The sequence below is a fragment of the Solibacillus sp. FSL W7-1472 genome (genome assembly GCF_037969775.1).
GTDB lineage: Bacteria > Bacillota > Bacilli > Bacillales_A > Planococcaceae > Solibacillus > Solibacillus silvestris.
In genome coordinates this window covers 3,416,900-3,438,758 of record NZ_CP150208.1, presented here as the reverse complement: position 1 = coordinate 3,438,758, position 21,859 = coordinate 3,416,900, and the positions used below count along the sequence as shown (strand labels likewise).

General features: G+C 39.7%; 20 protein-coding genes and 1 riboswitch. Of the genes, 17 read left to right on the top strand and 3 right to left on the bottom strand.

What is annotated here, in order from left to right; translation table 11 throughout:
• The first annotated feature begins 157 nt into the window (after positions 1-157).
• Entirely contained in the window at positions 158-655 is a 498-nt protein-coding gene (locus MKY07_RS17240) for a DUF1456 family protein (RefSeq protein WP_008405641.1), read from the top strand.
• A 152-nt stretch (positions 656-807) separates the two neighbouring features.
• Positions 808-1,707: a radical SAM/SPASM domain-containing protein gene (locus MKY07_RS17235; RefSeq protein WP_008405643.1), complete on the top strand. Its 900-nt coding sequence runs from the start codon at positions 808-810 to the stop codon at positions 1,705-1,707.
• A 57-nt stretch (positions 1,708-1,764) separates the two neighbouring features.
• Here MKY07_RS17235 and MKY07_RS17230 read toward each other — a convergent pair whose 3' ends face one another.
• Complete coding sequence (locus tag MKY07_RS17230; protein WP_065217596.1) at positions 1,765-2,340, bottom strand: metallophosphoesterase family protein; 576 nt, start codon at positions 2,338-2,340, stop codon at positions 1,765-1,767.
• A 212-nt stretch (positions 2,341-2,552) separates the two neighbouring features.
• Between MKY07_RS17230 and MKY07_RS17225 the strand changes: the two genes are divergently transcribed.
• The 14 genes from MKY07_RS17225 (at position 2,553) to MKY07_RS17160 (ending at position 20,299) form a co-directional block, all read left to right on the top strand.
• Positions 2,553-3,398 carry a MurR/RpiR family transcriptional regulator gene (locus MKY07_RS17225; protein WP_065217661.1) on the top strand — a complete coding sequence of 282 codons (846 nt, stop codon included), beginning with the start codon at positions 2,553-2,555 and terminating at the stop codon, positions 3,396-3,398.
• Positions 3,399-3,455: 57 nt separating this feature from the next.
• The gene (locus tag MKY07_RS17220; RefSeq protein ID WP_008405647.1) at positions 3,456-4,859 is read left to right on the top strand and encodes an extracellular solute-binding protein; all 1,404 of its coding nucleotides are present in this window, start codon (positions 3,456-3,458) and stop codon (positions 4,857-4,859) included.
• Positions 4,860-4,957: 98 nt separating this feature from the next.
• Entirely contained in the window at positions 4,958-5,851 is an 894-nt protein-coding gene (locus MKY07_RS17215; protein ID WP_014822677.1) for a sugar ABC transporter permease, read from the top strand.
• A 13-nt stretch (positions 5,852-5,864) separates the two neighbouring features.
• Positions 5,865-6,689: a carbohydrate ABC transporter permease gene (locus tag MKY07_RS17210; RefSeq protein ID WP_008405651.1), complete on the top strand. Its 825-nt coding sequence runs from the start codon at positions 5,865-5,867 to the stop codon at positions 6,687-6,689.
• A gap of 10 nt (positions 6,690-6,699) precedes the next feature.
• Positions 6,700-7,731, top strand: coding sequence for a serine hydrolase domain-containing protein (locus tag MKY07_RS17205; RefSeq protein WP_339263245.1), 1,032 nt, complete (start codon positions 6,700-6,702; stop codon positions 7,729-7,731).
• A gap of 13 nt (positions 7,732-7,744) precedes the next feature.
• Entirely contained in the window at positions 7,745-8,722 is a 978-nt protein-coding gene (locus MKY07_RS17200; RefSeq protein ID WP_339263244.1) for a BadF/BadG/BcrA/BcrD ATPase family protein, read from the top strand.
• A complete protein-coding gene (murQ, locus tag MKY07_RS17195; protein WP_339263243.1) occupies positions 8,719-9,624 on the top strand; it encodes an N-acetylmuramic acid 6-phosphate etherase in 906 nt (301 codons plus the stop codon). The genes MKY07_RS17200 and murQ overlap by 4 nt, the downstream gene beginning before the upstream one ends.
• Positions 9,625-9,785: 161 nt before the next feature.
• The gene (locus tag MKY07_RS17190; RefSeq protein WP_339263242.1) at positions 9,786-10,928 is read left to right on the top strand and encodes an acyl-CoA dehydrogenase family protein; all 1,143 of its coding nucleotides are present in this window, start codon (positions 9,786-9,788) and stop codon (positions 10,926-10,928) included.
• 22 nt (positions 10,929-10,950) lie between these two features.
• Positions 10,951-12,132 (top strand): acetyl-CoA C-acetyltransferase, encoded by a 1,182-nt coding sequence (locus MKY07_RS17185; protein WP_339263241.1) that lies wholly within the window; start codon positions 10,951-10,953, stop codon positions 12,130-12,132.
• A gap of 474 nt (positions 12,133-12,606) precedes the next feature.
• Positions 12,607-13,839 carry a DEAD/DEAH box helicase gene (locus tag MKY07_RS17180; protein WP_339263240.1) on the top strand — a complete coding sequence of 411 codons (1,233 nt, stop codon included), beginning with the start codon at positions 12,607-12,609 and terminating at the stop codon, positions 13,837-13,839.
• 3 nt (positions 13,840-13,842) lie between these two features.
• Positions 13,843-15,072, top strand: a complete 1,230-nt coding sequence (locus MKY07_RS17175) for an aminopeptidase (protein WP_008405664.1) — start codon at positions 13,843-13,845, stop codon at positions 15,070-15,072.
• Between the two features lie 21 nt (positions 15,073-15,093).
• Entirely contained in the window at positions 15,094-15,960 is an 867-nt protein-coding gene (locus MKY07_RS17170; protein WP_339263239.1) for an SGNH/GDSL hydrolase family protein, read from the top strand.
• Positions 15,961-16,079: 119 nt separating this feature from the next.
• Positions 16,080-17,243 (top strand): exonuclease SbcCD subunit D, encoded by a 1,164-nt coding sequence (locus MKY07_RS17165; protein WP_339263238.1) that lies wholly within the window; start codon positions 16,080-16,082, stop codon positions 17,241-17,243.
• A 2-nt stretch (positions 17,244-17,245) separates the two neighbouring features.
• Positions 17,246-20,299 carry an SMC family ATPase gene (locus tag MKY07_RS17160; RefSeq protein WP_339263237.1) on the top strand — a complete coding sequence of 1,018 codons (3,054 nt, stop codon included), beginning with the start codon at positions 17,246-17,248 and terminating at the stop codon, positions 20,297-20,299.
• A gap of 56 nt (positions 20,300-20,355) precedes the next feature.
• On the opposite strand, the gene MKY07_RS17155 is transcribed toward MKY07_RS17160, so the two are convergent.
• Together MKY07_RS17155 and MKY07_RS17150 are read right to left on the bottom strand one after the other, a co-directional pair.
• A complete protein-coding gene (locus MKY07_RS17155; RefSeq protein ID WP_008405671.1) occupies positions 20,356-20,484 on the bottom strand; it encodes a hypothetical protein in 129 nt (42 codons plus the stop codon).
• A gap of 67 nt (positions 20,485-20,551) precedes the next feature.
• Entirely contained in the window at positions 20,552-20,884 is a 333-nt protein-coding gene (locus MKY07_RS17150) for a DUF4870 domain-containing protein (RefSeq protein ID WP_014822688.1), read from the bottom strand.
• Positions 20,885-21,000: 116 nt separating this feature from the next.
• Positions 21,001-21,109, top strand: a riboswitch (TPP riboswitch).
• 130 nt (positions 21,110-21,239) lie between these two features.
• On the opposite strand from MKY07_RS17150, the gene thiT reads away from it, so the two are divergent.
• Positions 21,240-21,806: an energy-coupled thiamine transporter ThiT gene (gene thiT / locus MKY07_RS17145; RefSeq protein WP_014822689.1), complete on the top strand. Its 567-nt coding sequence runs from the start codon at positions 21,240-21,242 to the stop codon at positions 21,804-21,806.
• Positions 21,807-21,859 lie beyond the last annotated feature (53 nt).

The window sequence follows — 21,859 nt, the reverse complement described above, 5'->3', positions numbered from 1 at the left end:
GTTTCTGGATTCGGAATATTGTGAATACTAGTTTTTGCTGAGTGGAAATGTATAAAAAAATACGCTAAAAGATATGGAACGTTTAAGAGATCGCGCTAACATTCCAAGTCCAACCTCTGATATAATATTTGCTAGCGAAAGAAGTATGGAGGTTATTATGGATAATAATGATATTCTCATCCGAACGCGTTATGCATTGGATTTGAAAAATAAAGAAATGATTGAAATTTTTAAGTTAGGTGGCGTTACAGTTTCCCCGGAGGATATGCCGAAAATTTTAACGAAGTCTTTGGAAAAAGATGAGGAAGCACCTGCTGATTATGACCAAATGAAAGTGAATCATAAAAATTTGGAAGCATTTTTCAATGGGTTGATTACGTATAAGCGTGGACCGATGCCGAAAAAAGAAGGGCAGCCAGCGCCTGTGCAGGAAAAGCCGGATCATGTTAACAACATGATGCTGAAAAAGCTGAAAGTTGCATGCCAGCTGACGACAGAAGAGATGCTGGATGTGCTTGATGACGGGGGTATTGCAGTATCAAAAGGCGAACTTGGCGCCATTATGCGTAAACCGGGTCACCGTAATTACAAAGAATGCGGCGACAACTTTGCCCGTAAATTCCTTAAAGGCCTATCCGTTCGCTACCGCGGATAAAAATACGAACTGCCTAGAATATCATTCATATTCTAGGCGGTTTTTTATTTGCATTGTGTATTAAGCCAAACAGACAGCTTCCTTTTTACATAAGAAATTTGTTACAATGAAAAGTATTGTTTAGGATCAAAAAAAGGAATGGTGAACGAGCGTTGAAAACTTTTAAGAAAGTGTATATCGAAATTACAAGTGTATGTAATTTAGCATGCAGCTTTTGTCCACCTACAGAGCGCGCAAAAGGATTAATAAAGGTAGAGCAATTTGCTCATATTTTAGATGAAATTAGCGGCTATACAAAATATATATACCTACATGTAAAAGGGGAGCCTTTATTGCATCCGCGCATTGGGCAATTACTTGATATTGCACATGAAAAGGGCTTTAAAGTCAATATTACGACAAACGGGACGTTAATTAAAAAGAACCGTGAAAAGCTTTTAGGCAAGCCTGCACTCAGACAAATAAATTTTTCGCTTCATAGTTTTGATGGACATGAAGGCTCTGAAAACCGCGAAAAGTACTTAAGTGATATTTTGGAATTTGTACGGGATGTACGAAAACATAATGTCATTATTTCTTACAGGCTATGGAATTTGCAGCGCAATAATGTTTCTGAACTTGCAAACCGTAGAAACCGCGAAACACTTGAAATTCTCGAAAAAGAGTATGAACTGGACTATGAAATTCAAGAGCGGGTAGAAATGGGCTCAGGAGTAAAAATTGCAAAAAACATCTATTTGAACCAGGATCATGAGTTCCGCTGGCCGAGTCTACTTGAAAAAGCGGATGAAGGAAAAGGGTTCTGTCATGCATTGCGTACACATGCAGCTATTTTAGTAGATGGTTCTGTTGTTCCTTGTTGTTTGGATGGCGAGGGTGTCATTAATCTAGGGAATGTCCACGATCAAAAATTCGGCGAAATTATTACTACCGACCGTGCACAAAACTTAGTAGATGGTTTTTCTCGTCGTGAAGCAATTGAAGAACTTTGCAAAAAATGCGGTTTCCGCCAAAAGTTTGGCATGGATTCAGAACTGCCGGATGTTTTGTAATCGGCTATATAAATAGATTAAAAGGCTGTCCTGAATTTACTTCAGGGCAGCCTTTTCCTATTGCGCCTGCATAAAAGTGACCGTCATTTCCTCACTGTCATATAGGCACCATTCTTTATTATCTACGACAGGACCAACATTAATCTGGTATTGTTTTTTTCCAACTGCCAGAGGGATATCGTAAGGGACAGATTGTCGTAGCCCATCCTTATAGATGGCTGCTTCATGACTATGTCCAAAAAACAGCAATGGCGTTTGGATGTTAGGGAAGGTAGGATTGAATGTTTTATCCCACTCTATTTGGTGCCCGTGAATTAAAGTTGCATGTTCAATTACAAGCGCATTTTTATATTGGAGAAAACGATTATCGCCTGTTACAAGAGCAATCCGTTCTTCCTGGTTGCCGATGATAGAAGGGAATGTTAAGAGGCTCATAAACTTATCATCAATAATTGCCGCATCTTTTAGCTTTGCATGACGAACCATTTTCGCCTTTTTCTTGCCGATTTTACACTCGAATAAATCCCCTAAGCCAATAATCTCTGCATTTGGTGCTACTTGCTGTATATGGTTTAACACCTTTTTAGTATTTTTATAATGCGAATGTAAGTCACTTAAAATTGCATACTTCATTAAGAATCACCACCGTATATTTGAATTTCTACAATAGTATAGCAATAGTCAATTAATCGATAAAATAAAACATTTATTTCCTTTTATTTTCAGAAAATTTAAAATAAAATCTTGACGACTAGCAATATAGGTTTTATTATGGAGTTAAATTTCATATATTTTACATTAAAAAGGAAGTTTTACAACATTTTGTTTGAGAGTAGGTAATGAATTTGGAAAATAGTATTGAAAGAATACGTTCGGGGATGGAATTGCTGAAGCCTGCAGAAAGAAATGTAGCTTTATATATTTTAAGTCACTTAGAGGATGTTATTCGCATGCCGATTGCTGTACTCGCTGAAAAAGCTAAAACAAGTGAAGCAACAATAGTGAGAATGTGCAGGGCATTAAACTTTTCCGGGTTCAAAGATTTAAAACTAAGTATTGCTACAGCACCTACTCTGGAAATTCAACACAACCACAATTTTGAACTGGAAAAAGATTCGACCATATTGCAAATGATACAGACCATTGAAATGCACAATATCGATGCAATCCAACGAACGCTAATGATTAATGGCGAAAGGGAATTGGAGAAAATTATTCACCAAATTAATAATGCAAGAAAGATTATCTTTATCGGCATCGGGGCCTCAGCAATCGTTGCGCAAGATTTTGAACATAAATTGAAACGGATTAATAAAAACTGTGAAACAATTTTCGATAGTCATGGGCAGCTGATTGCAGCAGCACATGCAACGAGCGAAGATGTTGTATTCGCGATCTCGTACTCAGGTGAAACGAAGGAAGTTATTAATGCGCTTACCGTTGCAAAAGAGAATCAAGCAACGATTATTACCATGACACAAAACAAGCGAAATACAATACAAAGCTTTGCAGATTCTGCTCTGTACGTCGTTTCTAACGAAGCAGATATTCGTAGCTCGGCAACCGCATCACGCATCGCCCAACTGACATTAATTGATATTTTATATACAGGAATCGCAACATTAAACTATGATAAATCGATTGTTGCGTTAAATCGCACACTCGAGGTAATTAAGGGTTTTTCTCGTTAATATTGGTGCTGACTATATTCATATAGTTAACATAATGAAAATGAAGGGGTGTAATGTATGTTTGTTATCAAAGAGAGAAAGCAGACTTGGTTTTTAGTAGCATTAATGAGTTTAATGCTATTGCTCGTAGCGTGTTCGAATGACGAGGAATCAAACAGCGACACTGAAGGAAACAGCAGTACAGAACAATCAACGACTTCATCGGATAATACTTCTACAGAAAGTACAGGGGATGGGTTATCAGGAAAACTGGAAATTCAATATTTCGTTGGAGGATATGGTGACGGATGGTGGAAGCAAGTTATAGGGGACTTCCAAAAACAGCATCCGGATTTAGAAATTGTAGAACATGCAGGTCCGAATATTAATACGGAGATGAACACACGCTGGATTTCGGAAACACCACCTGATGTCGTCTATATCGATGGAGCAGGAGCTAGTGAAACACAAATGATCGCTGAAGGTCAGTTAATGGATATTAGTGAATTTGCAAAAGGAATTAAACTTGAAAATGGTACAGCATTATTAGATAGCTTTATCTCACCGGCAGAAGAAGTAGATGGCGGGAAAATCTATAGTTTGCCATTAGTATTCGATACGTGGGGAACTTGGTATGATGCGAAGTGGTTTGAAGAAAACGGATGGGAAGTACCAACAGATTTTGACAGCTGGATCAGCTCTATGGAAAAAATTAAAGCCGATACGAAAATTGCACCATTTGTAACGACAGGCCAACATACACAATACTTCCACCGTGGCGTATTGAATCCGGCTTTTGCTGCTGCAGGCGGTGAAGAGTTATTAAATGACTTAAATAATGGTGTAGTAGAGGCTTGGAAAAAACCTGAAACGCTTGAAGTATTGAAAAAGGTAGAAAAAATTGCTAAAGCAGGACTAATTGACAGCGGTTTTGCTGCCTACAATCATACGCAATCACAAATGAACTTTTTAATGCATAAAAATGCCTATATTCCAGTAGGTTTCTGGTTACCAAATGAAATGAAAAATGATACGCCGGAAAGTTTTGAATTCGGCTTCACACCAACACCGATGAATGATCCTGGTAAGCCATTAGCACTTGTACCGGATATTCGTACAATTGCAATTGCTGAAAAATCGCAAAATCCGGAAGCTGCAAAGGCATTTTTGGAATTCATCTTTACGGAAGAATATGCGCAGGCATTTGCTGAATCAACAGGTGCGATTATGAACATGAAGGACGTTGATTTATCTTCGAATACAAATGTTCAGGATTTCTTGAAAAATATTAATGAAATGATTAACAATCCAGGTGCTGTTCATACGTACAAACGTTACACACCAGATGCTGAACTGCAAAAAATTGCAGTTGAAATTACAAATGAAATTAAATTATTAATTATTGATATCTTACTTGGTGAAATTACTGCTGAAGAATTTGTCGATAAGATGGTGAAAAAAGCAGAAGAGCTAAGAAAATAACGAGAGAGTCACTTTGCAAATAAATGACTGCTGGAAATGAGGTTGCTAAAAGCTTTTTAGCAACCTTATTTAATCAGTAGAGAAAGGAGTAATGAACAATGACCTTTTCTTCCAAAAGTAAATATTTGTTTTTAGCATTTTGTTTACTGCCGACTTTTCTGCTCTTTTTAATTTTTACTGTTTATCCGATGTTGGGCGGATTGTATTACTCATTTTTTGAGTGGTCCGGAACAAGTGCAAACAAAACGTTTATCGGCTTAGATAATTATATTCGTCTATGGAATGACTCCATAATTAAAAAGGCGATCATAAATGACTTTTTCTTCGTATTTGTAAAAGTTATTGGGATTATGACGCTCGCTCTATTTTTTGCTGTGGCATTGACGCAGCTTAAGATTAAAGAAGCGCCATTTTACCGGATTGTATTTTTCTTTCCGAATATTATGTCGGTTGTAGTTATAGGGATTTTATGGCAATTTATTTATGATCCGAATATGGGGATTGTAAATAGCTTATTAAATCAGATTGGATTAACTGAGTGGGCCCGCCCTTGGTTAGGTGATAAAACATGGGTACTTCCTAGTATTGCCATTCCTGCAATCTGGGCAGGGATTGGATTATTTATGCTACTTATTATGGGTGGTATCTCGAATGTTCCGAAAAGTTTATATGAGGCGGCAGATATTGATGGGGCATCCGAGTGGCAACAATTTTGGCATATTACGGTCCCACTCGTTTGGCCACAAATAAAAACATCCATTCTTTATATCATCATTACTTCTCTGAACGGTTCGTTTGTCCTTGTGCAAGTAATGACAGGTGGTGGACCGGGAAGCGCTTCAGAAGTAATGGGGTCATATTTATACCAGCGCGCTTTTGAAGATTTTCAATTTGGCTATGGTGCAGCGATTGGTGTTCTAATCTTGGTCGTGTCGCTCATTACCGTTCTCGTGTCACAATTTATTCTGAAAAAAGAAAAAGTCGAATATTAACGGGGGAATTGAGATGAAAGTAGTTTCACAAATTTTAGTACGTATCCCGTTAATCCTATGGGCGTTTATCGTAATTTTCCCGTTAATATGGATGTTTATGGGTGCGTTTAAATCGAATGCAGAAATCTTCACGTCACCTTGGTCAATGCCGACTGATTTTAGTTTTACAAATTTTGAACGAGCATGGAACGACTATAATATCGGGCGTGCATTTTTGAACAGTTTTTTTGTAACAGTGCTTGGCTCTTTTTTAACACTCATTTTATCGATTCCTACGGCTTATGCGCTGGAACGTGTTCGTTCAAAATTTGGTGAAGTGCTGATTAATGTTTATTTGGCTTCAATGATGATTCCATCCGTTTTAGGTTGGATTCCTCTATTTTTCTTATTAATGAAGTTTAATTTATTAGATAACTTGTGGGCATTATCGCTTGTATATGCCATTTCACATGTACCGTTTACAATTTTCATACTTGTTGGATTTATCGGCAATATTCCTAAAGAGCTTGAAGAAGCAGCGGTCGTCGATGGTATGAGTCCATATGGAATCCTCTTTAAAATTGTGACACCGCTTATAAAGTCAGGAATTATGACCGTGACGATTTTGAATGCCATTTCTTATTGGAATGAATTTTTCATGGCGCTAATTTTACTGCAGACAGAAAGCAAAAATACGTTAGGTGTTGCGATGAACTTACTGAAAATAGACGCACAATACGATAGTGCATGGGGTGTCTTGTTTGCGGGATTATGTATTGCTGTCATACCGGTAATTGTTTTCTATTCGATTTTCCAACGCCATATCGTAAAAGGTATGACAGAAGGAGCAATCAAATAGGGGGGAGATCATGGCTTTTTCACGAGTTGAACAATTTATTGAAACAGCAATCCAAAACAAAGAACTGCCCGGTGCAGTATTGTCTGTGGCAAATGCAAAGGATGTCCTTTACTGTAAAGCATTTGGGATGGCACATACAAAGCAGCAAATTCCGATGTCGGAACAGACGATATTTGATTGTGCTTCATTAACGAAAGTAGTAGCAACGGCAAGCTCGGTTTTATTATTGCTTGAGCAGGGGGTTATTGATATAGATGAGTCCATTAGTTACTACTTTTCAGAATTTAAGGAAATGCATGAAGAAGTTAGGATTCGTCATTTATTAACACATACAAGCGGCTTTCGGGCAGAAATCAAGTTCTATAAAGAAGAGGTAGCTTATGAAGATGTCATAGAACGTATTGCACAGGAAACAGGACGAAAAAATGTAGAGCAGCAGGTGATCTATAGTGATGTAAACTATATTTTATTAGGGAAGCTGATCGAAAAGGTTACAGGTATCTCATTGGCCGACTATGCCAGTAAAACTATTTTTCAGCCGCTTTGTATGCACAATACTCTATTTAATCCGCCTGTCCAGTTACAGGGGAAAATTGCGGCAACTGAATACCGCACCTATTTAAAGAAACATCAGTGGGGTGAAGTGCATGATGAAAATGCTCTCCATTTTGGCGGAGTTAGCGGTCATGCAGGGTTGTTTTCGACTGCTGAGGATTTAACGAAGTTTGCTCAATCTTTTATGAAAAATAAAGATTCTATTTTTCGCGAGCATACTAAACAATTAGCAAAGCAAAGTTTTACAGAGCAGCATGAGGAACAGCGTGGCTTAGGGTGGCAGTTGTATTCTTCGCCTTCATTTTCCGGCCAATATTTGCGAGACGGTTTTGGGCATACCGGTTTTACGGGCACTTCAATTTGGGTATCGGATGAGAAGCAATTAGCAATTATTTTGGTAACAAATCGCGTTCATTTTGGACGTGGTTGCGAAATTCAAAGGTTTCGAAGAATTGTGCACAACTTAGTTGCACTTGAAAATGAATAGATAAGGTGAGTAAATGGCAGGGAAATTATGGATTGGTATAGATGGTGGCGGCACGAAAACAACCGCTGTAATCGGTGATGAAAACGGACATTTACTTGCGGTTGCCAAGGGAAGTTCCGGCAATTTAACAGCGATTTCAATAGATCAGTTGTACACACTTATAAATAATTTGATCGACCAGTTGTTCATACAAACAGGTGCGACATTATCGGACGTTGAAACAGTATTTGCTGCAATGGCAGGTGCAGATCGACAAGCTGAGCAGCAGAAAATATATGATGCATTTAAGCAATCACCCGTTCTGGAAAAACTTAGAGTACAGAGTGATATCCATGCAGCATTAGCAGCGGGAACATGGGGCAGAGAAGGTACTTTACTTATTGCGGGAACCGGAGCAATTATATTCGGTTATGAGCAGCAAAAAACATTTCGTGTCGGAGGCTGGGGTTATTTATTAGGTGACGAAGGAAGCGGCTATCACTTAGGGAAGCTGGCCATTCGTTCTGTTTTAAAGGCGCATGACAACAAAATGCCTTTGAAGCTATTTCAGGAAAAGATATTGTCCCATTTTAATATACTGTCACCTGATCAGCTCATTACAAAAGTTTACGGCAGCACGAACTCCGTGGCCGCTATTTCTTCTGTGGGCAGGATTGTGCTAGACGCTTTTGAGGAAGATCTAATAGCAAAATCCATCGTTAGCACTGTTCAAGAAGCATTATTAGAACTTATTGAAAGTGCCTATTCACGAATTGATCGGACAAAACCGGTAGTTTTACATGGCGGATTATTTTCGAATAAGCCATTTTTTGAACGGTTTACCGTACGTTTTTCATTGCGATTTCCTGATTTGATTGCTTTGAAGCCACCAATTTCGGGGACAGTTGGAGCTTACTTATTAGCATTACATGAAAGTGAAATTGGAGTAAGTGATCCAGTTAAACAAACGATTCAACAAACATGGCGTCTATTGGAAGGTGAGATAACATGAATTACGATCAATTAACGACTGAAAAACGGAATGACGAAACATTGAATTTGGATGTAATGCCTATCTCGGACATACTGCAAATAATGAATAAAGAAGATATGCAGGTTGTGAAAAGTGTCGAACAAGTTTTGCCTATTATTGAAAAAGTAATTAAAAGAGTGGTTGAAAATATAAGTAACGGTGGACGCCTTTTTTATATCGGAGCGGGGACTAGTGGTCGTTTAGGTATGCTTGATGCATCAGAATGTCCCCCTACTTTTATGACCGATCCGGAACTTGTGCAAACCGTCATGGCAGGCGGAAAGGAAGCCTTTTTCCAGGCAGTGGAAAATGCTGAAGACCGTTTGGAAGACGGAATAAACAAATTAAAGGAAAAAAACATAACACCGTTCGATTCCGTTATCGGTATTACAGCAAGCGGTACAACGCCATTTGTAATGGGTGCTTTACAATATGCGCAATCTGTCGGGGCTTTTACGGTAAGTTTGACGAGCAATATTAACTCCGAAGTAAGTCGCCATGCGGAAGAAGCGATTGAAGTCGTCGTAGGTCCCGAAATATTAACAGGTTCAACAAGGTTAAAAGCGGCTACATCACATAAAATGATTTTAAATATGATCAGTACAGCTTCGATGGTGCAGCTAGGCAAAGTGTATGAAAACTTAATGGTCGATGTACATGCCAGCAATAAAAAATTAATAGAGCGGGCTAAAAGAATTGTCATCGCTGCTACGGATTGTGAATATGTGGAAGCGGAACAAATGCTTGAAAAAACAAAATTTGCTGTTAAACCTGCCATTGTCATGCTAAAAACAAATCAAAATTATGATCGGGTAATCCATGCGTTAGAACAAGTAGATGGGCATACGAGAAAAGCGATTTTACTGTTAAACAATAGTTAATATCGAGAGTTGTCATGAATAATTCTGGCAACTCTTTTTTTGTTTTTTACTTGAATTTCTGTATAGTGCAATAATATTTCTTATAAAACCATTGTTTCCATTTTTTGTGCCTGTTAATATTGAAGTGTACTAATATTCAGAAAAAACAAAGGGGCGGGGAAATGGGCATTTATACAGAAGAGCATGAGATGTTTAGAAAAGCTTTACGAAAAATGCTGGATAAAGAGGCGTATCCTTATTTCGAGCAATGGGAAAAAGATCGCGATATTCCACGGGATTTTTGGCTGAAGCTCGGGGAGAATGGCTTTTTATGTCCAATGGTCAGTGAAGAATATGGGGGGCTTGCGCTCGATTTTGGCTATTCTGCTATATTAACGGAGGAACTAGAGCGTGTTGGTGCAGGGTTAGCAAGTGGGATATCGCTTCATTCCGATATTGTGACACCTTATATTGAAGCATATGGGACAGCTTCACAAAAGGAAAAATGGCTACCTAAGAGCGTTACAGGAGAGTATATTTCGGCTATTGCTATGACGGAACCCGGTGCAGGATCTGACCTCGCAGGCATTCAAACGACAGCGAAAAAAGATGGGGATTTTTATATTTTAAACGGAGAAAAAACCTTTATTACGAATGGGATTCATGCAGATTATGTGGTTGTCGTTTGTAAAACAGACCCGCAGGCAAGTCCGGCATATAAAGGAATTAGTCTGTTAATTGTGGAAAGCGGTACACCTGGTTTTAAGCGCGGAAAAAAACTAGATAAGATCGGCATGCATAGCGCAGATACCGGGGAGCTGATTTTTGAGGATGTTCGTGTACCAGCAGAAAACCTTTTAGGGGAAGAAAACCGTGGCTTTTATTATTTAATGGAAAAACTGCAGCAGGAACGACTGATTGTCGCACTGGAAACACAAATCGAGGCAGAATGCTGTTTAAAACTGACGGTTGACTATGTAAAAGAACGTAAAGCATTCGGCAGCCGCATTGCCGATTTCCAAAATACTCAATTCAAGTTAGCTGAAATGGCAACTGAAATTGACCTTGGCCGTACATATGTCGATAGTTTAATTGCCAAACATATTGCAGGACAGGATATCGTAAAGGAAGTGTCGATGGCCAAATGGTGGATTAGTGAAATGGCAAAGCGTGTCGTAGCAGATTGTCTGCAGCTGCATGGTGGCTACGGTTATATGGAGGAATACGAAATCGCAAGACGATATCGTGATATTCCGGTAGCTGCGATTTATGCGGGTACTACCGAAATCATGAAGGGGATTATCGCAAAGCAAATTATTAAATAGTACTGACAAAGGGGATAGAATAATGAAAAACGTATATATCGTAGACGGGGCACGTACAGCATTTACAGCTTTTGGAGGTTCTTTTGCAACAACAGATGCAGTACAGCTTGGCACAAAAACAGCAGTGGAAGCGTTAAAGCGTGCGAACGTACAGCCTGAGCAAGTCGACCATGTCATTTACGGGGGTGTAATTACAACTGGTGCAAACTCAGCATATTTAGCCCGTCATATCGGACTTTATGCTGGCGTGCCAAAGGAAGTGCCGGCATTAACATTAAATCGTCTATGCGGATCCGGTATGCAATCGGTCGTATCGGCTGCACAGATGATTCAGCTAGGTGAAGGGGAAGTCGTACTAGCTGGGGGAGCAGAAAATATGTCACAGTCGCCATACTCAAATTTCGAACAACGCTTCAGCGGTTCCAAACTTGGCAACCTGCAGTTTACAGATATGCTTCAAGCGACATTAACTGACCAGTATACTGGCTCAGGAATGGGCTTGACGGCAGAGAAACTTGCTGAACAATATACGATTTCCCGCGTGGAGCAAGATGCATTTGCACTTCTATCAAACGAACGTGCGGCAATAGCACGCGAGAACGGTACGTTTGCAAAAGAGATCGTGCCTGTTGCAGTAGCTACAAGAAAAGGCGAGATTTTAATAGATCAGGATGAACATATTAAAGAAGGTGGCACAATGGAAAGCTTGGCAAAATTACGCCCGGCATTTAAAAAGGACGGATCCGTTACTGCTGCGAATGCTTCCGGCATTAACGACGGGGCAGCTTCTATCGTTGTTGCAAGTGAAAATTTTGTAAATGAACAAGGGTTAAAGCCGTTAGCCCGCATTGTATCATGGGGAATAGCAGGCGTTGATCCGACGATTATGGGAATCGGCCCGGCTCCGGCAATTCGTCAAGCATTGGAGCGTGCAAATTTAACAATTGAAGACATGGATTTAGTTGAAATAAATGAAGCTTTTGCAGCTCAATATATTGCAGTGGAAAAGGAACTTGGTCTGGACCGTGAGAAAACGAATGTAAACGGTGGTGCAATCGCACTTGGTCATCCGGTTGGTGCAAGTGGAACAAGAATCATCTTATCCGCTGCATACGAACTGCAACGACGCAGCGGAAAGTATGCCGTTGCAAGTCTATGTATCGGTGGCGGCCAAGGAATTGCTTTAATTATTGAGAGAGTGTAAAAACTAGGCATGCCGGAAAAAGATTTCTGGCATGCTTTTTTGTTGTGAGAGAAATGAGGAGGTTATTAGAACTTCGGTGAACGCTTGAAGTTTATGGGCGAGTTTTTTAGTGCAAATCGTGTGGAAAAGCATACGGTTTAAGTTTTATTAGAACAATTATACGGGATATTCGAAAATGTCGGAGCTTTATTAGAAAAAGGCTAGGTGATATTAGAACAAAGCGAACCGAACCGAACCGATATTAGCACAACGGACGGATATATTAGAAGATCGCCATTTTATTAGAACAAATTAAAATATATTAGATGATTTCCGAATTTATTAGAAAAACCCCCAGCTTCCATGCTCCATTTTTCATTTGACACATCGCCTCCTAATTTCGTTTTAAAACAGTAACTGACAACCCGCCAAATTTCCGCATTAATAACGGAATATGGTACACTAAAGCCAACGAATAAAAGGTGGTAAAACAATATGTCAGCAATTAGCTTATTAAACGAAACACTTCAAAATAAATGGTCGTTTGAAACGACAATGAAAATACAAGAGGAAATGATTCCTGCGATGGTTGAAGGAAAAGATATCGTAGCGGAATCACCGACAGGTTCAGGGAAAACACTAGCCTACACATTACCGATTTTAAATAAAGTAGACGGTAACAAGAAACAAACTCAGGCATTAATCGTTGCACCTTCACAAGAGCTTGCGATGCAGATTGTTGAAGTAATCCGTGACTGGACAGCAGGGACAGACATCACTGTTCAGCAACTAATTGGCGGAGCGAATTCGGCACGCCAAATCGAAAAATTAAAGAAAAAGCCAACGATTGTAGTCGGGACACCAGGACGTCTAAATGAATTGGCACGCCAAGGTAAATTAAAACTTAAAGAAATCGAGACGATTGTTTTGGATGAATGCGATCAGCTGCTTAGCCGCGAGTACCGTGTTGTCGTAAAATCATTTATTGAAAATGCCGCATTCGGTCGTCAAGTCGTTGTTGTATCGGCTACGATTACAGAAGAGATCAAGCTTGTAGCGGAACGATTAATGTTTGAACCGATCAGCATCGAGATCAAACCGGAAGATATGGTGAAGTTCGGTAAAGTTGTGCATTCTTTTGTAAAAGTAGAAGAGCGGGACAAAACAGATATGCTTCGTCGTTTAGCTAATATTGAAGGATTGCGCGGATTGGCATTTGTTAATAACATCGACCAAGTACTAATGAAACAGAACAAGCTGGAATACCGTGATGCACCGATTGTAGCACTTCACTCGGACATGAAAAAAGATGAGCGTAAAAAAGCGTTGGACGCGTTCCGAAAAGGGGAAGCGCGCATTTTAATTGCGACAGATATTGCAGCACGAGGTTTAGATATTTCAGGTTTAACACATGTTATTCATGTTGATGTACCTCGTACAATCGAGCAGTATACACACCGTTCAGGACGTACTGGACGTGCCGGTGCAGACGGAGAAGTATTGACATTACTATCTTACAAGGACGAAAAGACATTCAAAAAATGGTTGCGTGATCTTTCCTTAAAAGGTGTTCAAAAAGTTTGGACACAAGGGCAACTTGTCGAGGGAAATGCTAAGACAGTAACTTCAAAAGCGGCACCCGCAGCAAACAAAGCATCAGAGAAAAAGCCGTATCAACCAAAGTCCAATAAAAAAGGCATGACTTTCAGTAAGAAAAAGGAGAAATAATTCATGACATTCCAAGAGAAGTTAGAGCAATTTGCAGATTTGGCCGTTCGAATCGGAGTAAATATTCAAAAAGGACAATATTTATTAATTAACACATCTACGGATACGCTGGACTTTACACGTATTGTCGTTAAAAAAGCATATGAAGCAGGCGCAAGCCGTGTTCATGTTAATTTAACTGATGCCAGCTTTGAACGTGCTTATTATGAGAATGTTACGGTGGAAGAAACAGCTAATTTCCCGAAATGGGTTGTCGCACAACGTGAAGAATTAATTGAACGTAAAGGTGCACTTCTTTGGATCGATGCGGAAAATCCTGATTTACTGGCAGGTATTGATTCAGAAAAGATCGGAGCACAGCAAAAAGCAGCAGGTACGGCATTAGTTAATTACCGTAAAGCTGTTATGAATGATGATATCGCCTGGTCAATTATTGCTGTTCCTTCGCCGAAATGGGCGGCAAAAGTATTCCCTGATTTACCGGAAAAGGAGCAGGTTCCTGCGCTATGGGATGCTATTTTCAAAACAGTACGTATTGGTGAAGGGGATGCAGTAGGAAACTGGCAAACTCATATTGAAAACTTACATGCACGTGCAGATCAGCTGAACAAGAAAAAGTATGCGAAGCTTCACTACACGGCTCCTGGTACAGACTTGACGATTGAACTACCGGAAAAACATTTGTGGAAAAGCGGAAGCAGCGAAGCACCTGATGGCACGACATTCATCGCGAATATGCCGACAGAAGAAGTCTTTACGCTGCCTGCAAAATATGGTGTAAACGGCTATGTATCCAATACGAAACCGCTCGTTTATAAAGGGAATATTATTGATGATTTTAAGCTGACATTTGAAAAGGGTAAAATCGTTAATGTTGAGGCAAAAGTAGGTCAGGACTTATTAAAGCAGCTAGTTGCTTCCGATGAAGGTTCTTCATATTTGGGAGAAGTTGCATTAGTACCGCATGAGTCACCTATTTCTTCATCTAATATTTTATATTACAACACATTATTCGATGAAAATGCCTCTAACCATTTAGCAATCGGAGAAGCATATCCGACGTGCTATGAAGGTGGCAAGGAACTTGAAAAGGGCCAACTGGAAGCACTGGGCATTAATACGTCGATTACACATGAGGATTTCATGATCGGCAGTGCGGAAATGGATATTGACGGGATTCTGGCAGATGGCACAACAGAACCGATTTTCAGAAAAGGTAATTGGGCATTCTAACAAAAGAAGTGGGGTGAATAAATGCGAAAAATAATAGGGATTCTTATTTTTTGTATTGTCCTGTTTCCAACGGGAGCATTAGCCAATGAACGAGAAGTTTATATTGCACTTGGCGACTCTTTGGCAGCAGGGCAAACACCTTACAGTCAAATTGATGCAGGATATACGGATTACATTGCTTTGCAGCTAGAGCGACATGGTAAGCTCGCACATTTTTCAAAAGAGCTTACTTTCCCCGGATACCGTGTTGGAAATGTAATGGAAACAGTTCAGTCCGAAAAGGCAGCACCATTACTAAGTGAAGCAACATTGATCACACTGTCAGCCGGAGCGAATAATTTACTGCCGCTCATTACACATAACCCTCAACAGGGAACACTCGCTTTTAGTCAGCTTAACGCCAATTTCGCTTTAAATGAAGTAAGGAATCAGATGAGAGAGCTGCTTTCAATAATTAACGAAAAGGCCCCGAAAGCGACAGTATATGTACTTGGCTATTATTTCCCTTATGTAGGTGTTCATAAAGAACAGGTAGACGGAGCAGTAGAAGCGGTGCAGCTTTTAAATGCGATATTAAAGCAGGAAACAGAAGCGGCAGGCCATATATTTGTAGATGTTTATGAAACATTTGACCAGCAGCGTTCAACATATTTGCCGAACGTGGCGGATGTGCATCCAAACCAGCTTGGGTACCGTATTATGGCTAATGAAATGCTGAAAAGCTATAGTGGTAATGAGGCACTTATATTGCCAATCGATGCAATGCCAGCACCAAATCCGAAAACATTTGAAGAAATGCTGAGGATCCAACAAAATAAGTTAGCAGTAGAAGACGTACCATTTATAGCACTGCATAATCTTGATCGACCAATCCCGATCTTAGTATAAAAAGCATTCCGACAATATTTATTGGAGGAGACCACATCGTACGAACGAATATTCGTACAATGTGGTTTTTTTATTTTTCCTCATGTACACTTATAGTTAGAAGATAGGAGGCGGTATTCATGAAAATTTTTCATACAGCAGATTGGCATTTAGGAAAAATAGTACAAGGTGTATCGATGACAAGAGACCAGCAATTTGTGCTTGAACAGTTTATCGAAGAAATCAGAAAAGAAAAGCCGGATGTCATCATTATTGCCGGAGATTTGTACGATCGTTCTGTACCACCGACAGATGCAATCCAACTATTAAATAAAACGTTGAAGGAAATTTTAGTCGATGAGGAAACACCGATTTTAGCAATTGCTGGAAATCATGATAGCGCTACACGTTTAAATTTTGGCAGTGAATTTATGAAGGCGAGCGGGTTACATATCGTTGGCCATTTAGAACAGAATATCGATCCGGTCATAATGCACGATGAATACGGAGAAGTTCATTTTTATTTAGTTCCATTTGCGGAGCCTTCAATTGTACGGGCAGTATTTGACGATCAATCCGTTACAACTCATGAAGCGGCGATGGCGAAAATCATTGAACAGATTAAACAGACAATGGACTGTACGAAACGTAATATCATTATCGGCCACGCTTTCATTACAAAAGACGGGATGCCGGAACCGAATACGAGTGACTCTGAACGCAAGTTGACGATTGGCGGGACGGAGTGTATCAGTTCAGCGTTGTTTGAACCATTCTGTTATACAGCGTTAGGCCATTTACACCAGGCCCACTTTGTCGCAAACGAGAAAATCCAATATGCAGGATCACCACTTAAGTATTCAGAATCTGAAGTGACACATAAAAAGAGATTTTTGATTGTTGATTTAAATGAAGATGGGTCAGTGACGATTGAAAAAAGAATGCTTACCCCAGTACGGGATATGCGTGTCGTGACGGGAATGCTTGAGGATATATTGCAGCATAAAGTAAACGACGATTATGTATTTGTAAAATTACAGGATGAACATTATGTAAAAGGTGCTGCCGAACTTGTCCGCACAGTTTATCCCAATGCTTTGCATATTGAACGAACGGTTGTGTATGAACAACTTGAACAGCATGCGACAACAATGAACCGTGTTCAGATGGATGATTCGGAACTGTTTGAGCTATTTTATACGGAGATGACAGGCAAGCCTTTAAGTGATGAAATAAAAGAGATTTATACAGATGTTTTAGAGCAGCTAATCGAAAATGAACGTGAAAAACAGGAGGTGCTGTAACGATGAAACCAATAAAATTATCGATGACAGCATTTGGATCATATCATCAAAAAGAAGTCATTGATTTTACTAAACTCCATGAACATGGAATTTTTGTCGTTTCCGGTGCAACGGGCGCGGGAAAAACGACTATTTTTGATGCGATTACGTTTGCGCTTTATGATTCTGGAAGTGGAGAGGATCGGGAAAAGTCGCTGTTTTTGCGCAGTGATTTTGCGGATGAAACAGTTGATACGGAAGTCGAACTGGAATTTGAAGTACGCGGTCGCCTTTACCGTATTTGGCGGAAATTTGGTCATGACGGGGCAAGTGCAAAGCGCGAGTTTTTTGAAATTACGGATGGGGTCACTGTGCCCGCTGTAGAGAAGTTTCAAGTGAAGCTCATTCAGTCGAAAATTGAAGAACTGATCGGCTTAACACAGTCCCAGTTCAATCAAATCGTCATGCTGCCGCAAGGAGAATTTCAAAAGCTCCTCACTTCGGAATCAAAGCATAAAGAAGAGATTTTCCGAAAAATTTTTAAAACGGAACGCTTTACGAAAATGGTGGAACTGCTGAAAGAGAAAAAGAATATTGCTGAAAAGCATTATGAACAAGCAAGGATGCAGCAGGATAATACGATTCATGATATTCGGTCCCGCCTCCCGCACAGAGACTCGGAACTGTTTACAGCTCTGAACAATGATGTCATTAATCTGTATCAAGTAAAAACGGCATTGGAAACAGAACAGCAATTTTATGAAGAGCAATGTGCGGCATTAAAAGGGCAATATGCAGCCTCGAAAACGCATTTACAAACGTTAGTTAAATCATTAAATGAGCAAAGGCTGTTAAATGAGCGAATTGAAAAGTTTTTAATCAGGAAAGCCCGGCTCGATGAATTGCTGCAGCAAAAGGATAAAATACAAGCAGAACAACAGAAACTTGTACTTGCAAAAAAGGCTAATCAAATAGAACCTTTAGAACGTGAATATGAGAAGGTAAAACGGCAGCTTGAACAAGCGGAAGTTTCCTTACAGAAAGCAAAGGCTGACTATGAACGTGCACAGGCACAACTTCTGCAGGCGACAAATCACTATCAGGAGCAAAAGCAGCATGAGCCACTGTTGGATGAATTTACGAAATCAATTTCACAGCTTGAACAGCTTGTCCCGATCTATCAATCGATTAATACGCAGCGGGAAAAGGTGGCAAAGCTTGCAGAAAACCAGAAAAACGCAAAGCAATTATTTGATAAGCTCCAAAAGGAAGCAGCTTCTTTAAAAGAAAAACATCAACAGCAGCAGGCTATTATAAATGAGCTGGAAGATGCGACAGTGACGTACCATGAAACGTATGAAGCACAGGCTGTATTAACACGAAAAATTGAAATGGCAAAAGAAGTGGCTGCAATACAAATGAATATAGAAACTTTAGTGAAACAGCTTGCTGATAAGAAACAAATTGCCGATGGAGCGCAACAGAAGCTGCAAAATATGGAGCAGCAAATACGCAGCAATCAGGCAGCGTTTCTAGCGGCTTCATTACATCATGGAGAAGCATGTCCTGTATGTGGGAGCACGGAGCATCCAGCCATTCATAATAGCGAAGCGTTTACCATTGATGAAAATGCACTGGAACATCTTCGTCAAGAAGGCGACCGTGCTATGCAAAGCTTTTACCAGGTCAACTCGAAATTGGATGTAGAAAAGGCAGCATTGGAACAGAAAAGAAGTGCTCTAGAGTTACTGAGCGTCGAGCTTTCACAACTACATTATTATGAACAGCAATTGGCCGAACTGACTGAGCAATTGACAAAGCAAAAGCAGCAGCAGGCACAGCTCATCACTGAAAAGAAAACGATGGCACAGCTTATTGAAAGTAAAGAAGTGCTGCAAGGCCGTATTGAAAAAGGGCAGCAATATGTAGTCGATATCGATAAACAATATGCACAAGAAAAAGGGAAGCTTGAGCAAAGTGAGCAGTCATTATTGCCTCAGTTTTCTACATTGGATGAAGTAACACAAGAATTGGCCAGCCAGCAGCAAAAACACCGCCATTTAAAAAGTGCAATTCAAAGTGCACTGGAGGCAATGCAAAAAATCCAATTAGATGAAAAATCTTGTGAAGTGAACCATCTACATGCACAAAACCTTGTAACAGAAAAACAGCAGGAGACTCTTTCAGCGCAAAAAGCGTTTGATACAGCATTGCAGCAAGAAAGTTTTGACTTGGAAACATATAAGAATGCATTACTGCCATTAAATGTTCAGCAGCAAATTCAGGATGAAGTTGAAGCTTACAAGCAAAATGTTCATACATTATCTGTTCAAATTGCCGAGGAAGAACCTTTGCTCGAAGGAAAAGAACGGGCTGATTTAACGGCAAGTGAGCAACAGATTCATGAGCTGAATGAGCAAATCGAGGCACAGTATTCTAAAATTACATTAACCCAGTCCTATGTGGAGCAATGTGAAGAAACCCTCGAAAAACTTGACCAATCCGCACAGCAGATCGAAAGCTATAAAGCGAAACTGATGCAGGTGGAGCATGTTTATAATTTAATCCGCGGACAAAACGATTCGAAAATTTCATTTGAGCGATTTGTGCAAATTGGTTATTTGGAAAAAGTAACCCATGCGGCAAATGAACGTTTACGTGTCCTGTCAAATGGTCAATACTTCCTGAAATCGACAGGTCGTAAAGAAGGAAATGCACAAAGCGGGCTCAGTATCGATGTATATGACAGCCATACAGGACAAACGCGGGATGTAAAAACATTGTCCGGCGGTGAAAAATTCAATGCCTCACTTTCATTAGCATTAGGAATGGCCGATGTTATTCAAAGTGTTCAAGGAAGTGTGCATATCGATACGATGTTTATCGATGAAGGCTTCGGTACATTGGATGAGGAGGCGTTAAGACGGGCAATCGATATTTTGATCGATCTTCAGCAAACAGGCCGCTTAATCGGCGTCATCTCCCATGTGGCCGAATTAAAAGCAGCAATGCCTGCCATTTTACAAGTCCAAAAGTTAAAAGAAGGCTACAGTAAAACAGAAATTATTATTAAATAAAAGACAACAAAAAACACATTTCACACGAGTTTTAGTGCGAAATGTGTTTTTCTGCGTTAACGTTTTGGCGTTCGTCGTGTAGTTGCTGGTTGGGGTGCAGATTTTTTATCCATCATTTTTTTAATGATCGGGTACACGATCGGTCCATATTTAATTGCGGTTTTAATGAGTTTATTTAATTTCATGATATACACTCCTTAACGAATACATTTCGTATAAAAAATATACCCAAAGAAGGAGCTATCATAAACATTAACGTAAAACTTTAATCGCTTGGACTAGATTCCAAATCGCCAGAATAAACGTAATAAGGACTAAAAGAATAAATCCGATAAAATGTGAACTAATAAAGAAATCCTGCACGCTCACTGTCAAAGTATTATTCCAGGAAAGAACGGAAGTGAAAAAGTAAATCATGTACAAAATCCCTAACAGTATTGGAATAAGTTGAGAAATAAAAGCTTTTTTAGAATGGCCTTTAACGGCTTGATCTTTCGTAACGATAAATATAATTACCGGTAAAATAAACGGTGCAAAATAAAAGCTCAAATAGCTTAATGCACTTAAACCTTTCGATTGATCCATCATTTATCACTCCTTCGTATCTATTATATGTAATTCTAGTACGTTTCAAAATAATAGCTGTTGAAAGTTGTAGAAATATTCGTTACAATGAGCATGTTCAAACAATAAAAATTTAGATGTACCACAAGGGGTGCCGAGAAAGTCGGCTGAGATTGTGCACGGGATTGCACTGACTCTTTGAACCTGTAAGTTAGCACTTGCGTAGGGATGTGGATAGAATCCGACTGTTCAAACGATAGTCAGGCTTTTGTCCTGATTATCGTTTTTTGCTTTTTCTAAATACCTAGAAGAAGTAAAAGTTCCATTCTATCCCTCTTCACTTTTGTTACATCGGATAAAAGAAAGGGGAATTGTTATGGACAGAAAAAAATTATTGATGATGGTGGAGATAGCGATATTTGCTGCCATCGGACTTGTATTGGACCAAGTATCTTTTAAAATGTGGGCACAGGGCGGGTCAATCAGCTTTGTTATGGTACCGATTATGTTAATGGCCATTCGTTGGGGGCTAACAGCAGGACTTGCAACTGGCTTGCTGATTGGCGTTATGCAAATGATGTTTGGCGCTTACATAGTACACTGGCTTCAGGCGATTTTAGATTACGGTCTTGCCTTTACAGTAGTAGGGTTAGCGGCAATTGTAAGAAAGCCATTATTACAGGCAACACAATCACTCAATAAAGTAAAAATGGCAATTTATATCGTTATAGGAGCTCTAATAGGCGGAGCTTTAAGATTTGTTTCGCACTTGCTCGCAGGTGTCGTGTTCTTTAAAGAGTACGCAGGCGATGATAATGTGTGGATCTACTCAATAATTTATAACAGTACTTATATGGTACCTGCAACAATAATTACAGCGGTTATTGCAGTTATATTATTCACATCTGCACCCCGTTTACTCCAAAAAGCACAAACACCATAATGAATGAAAAACTCAAAGCTTGCAGCAAGGGATTATTTTCCCGTTGCAAGCCT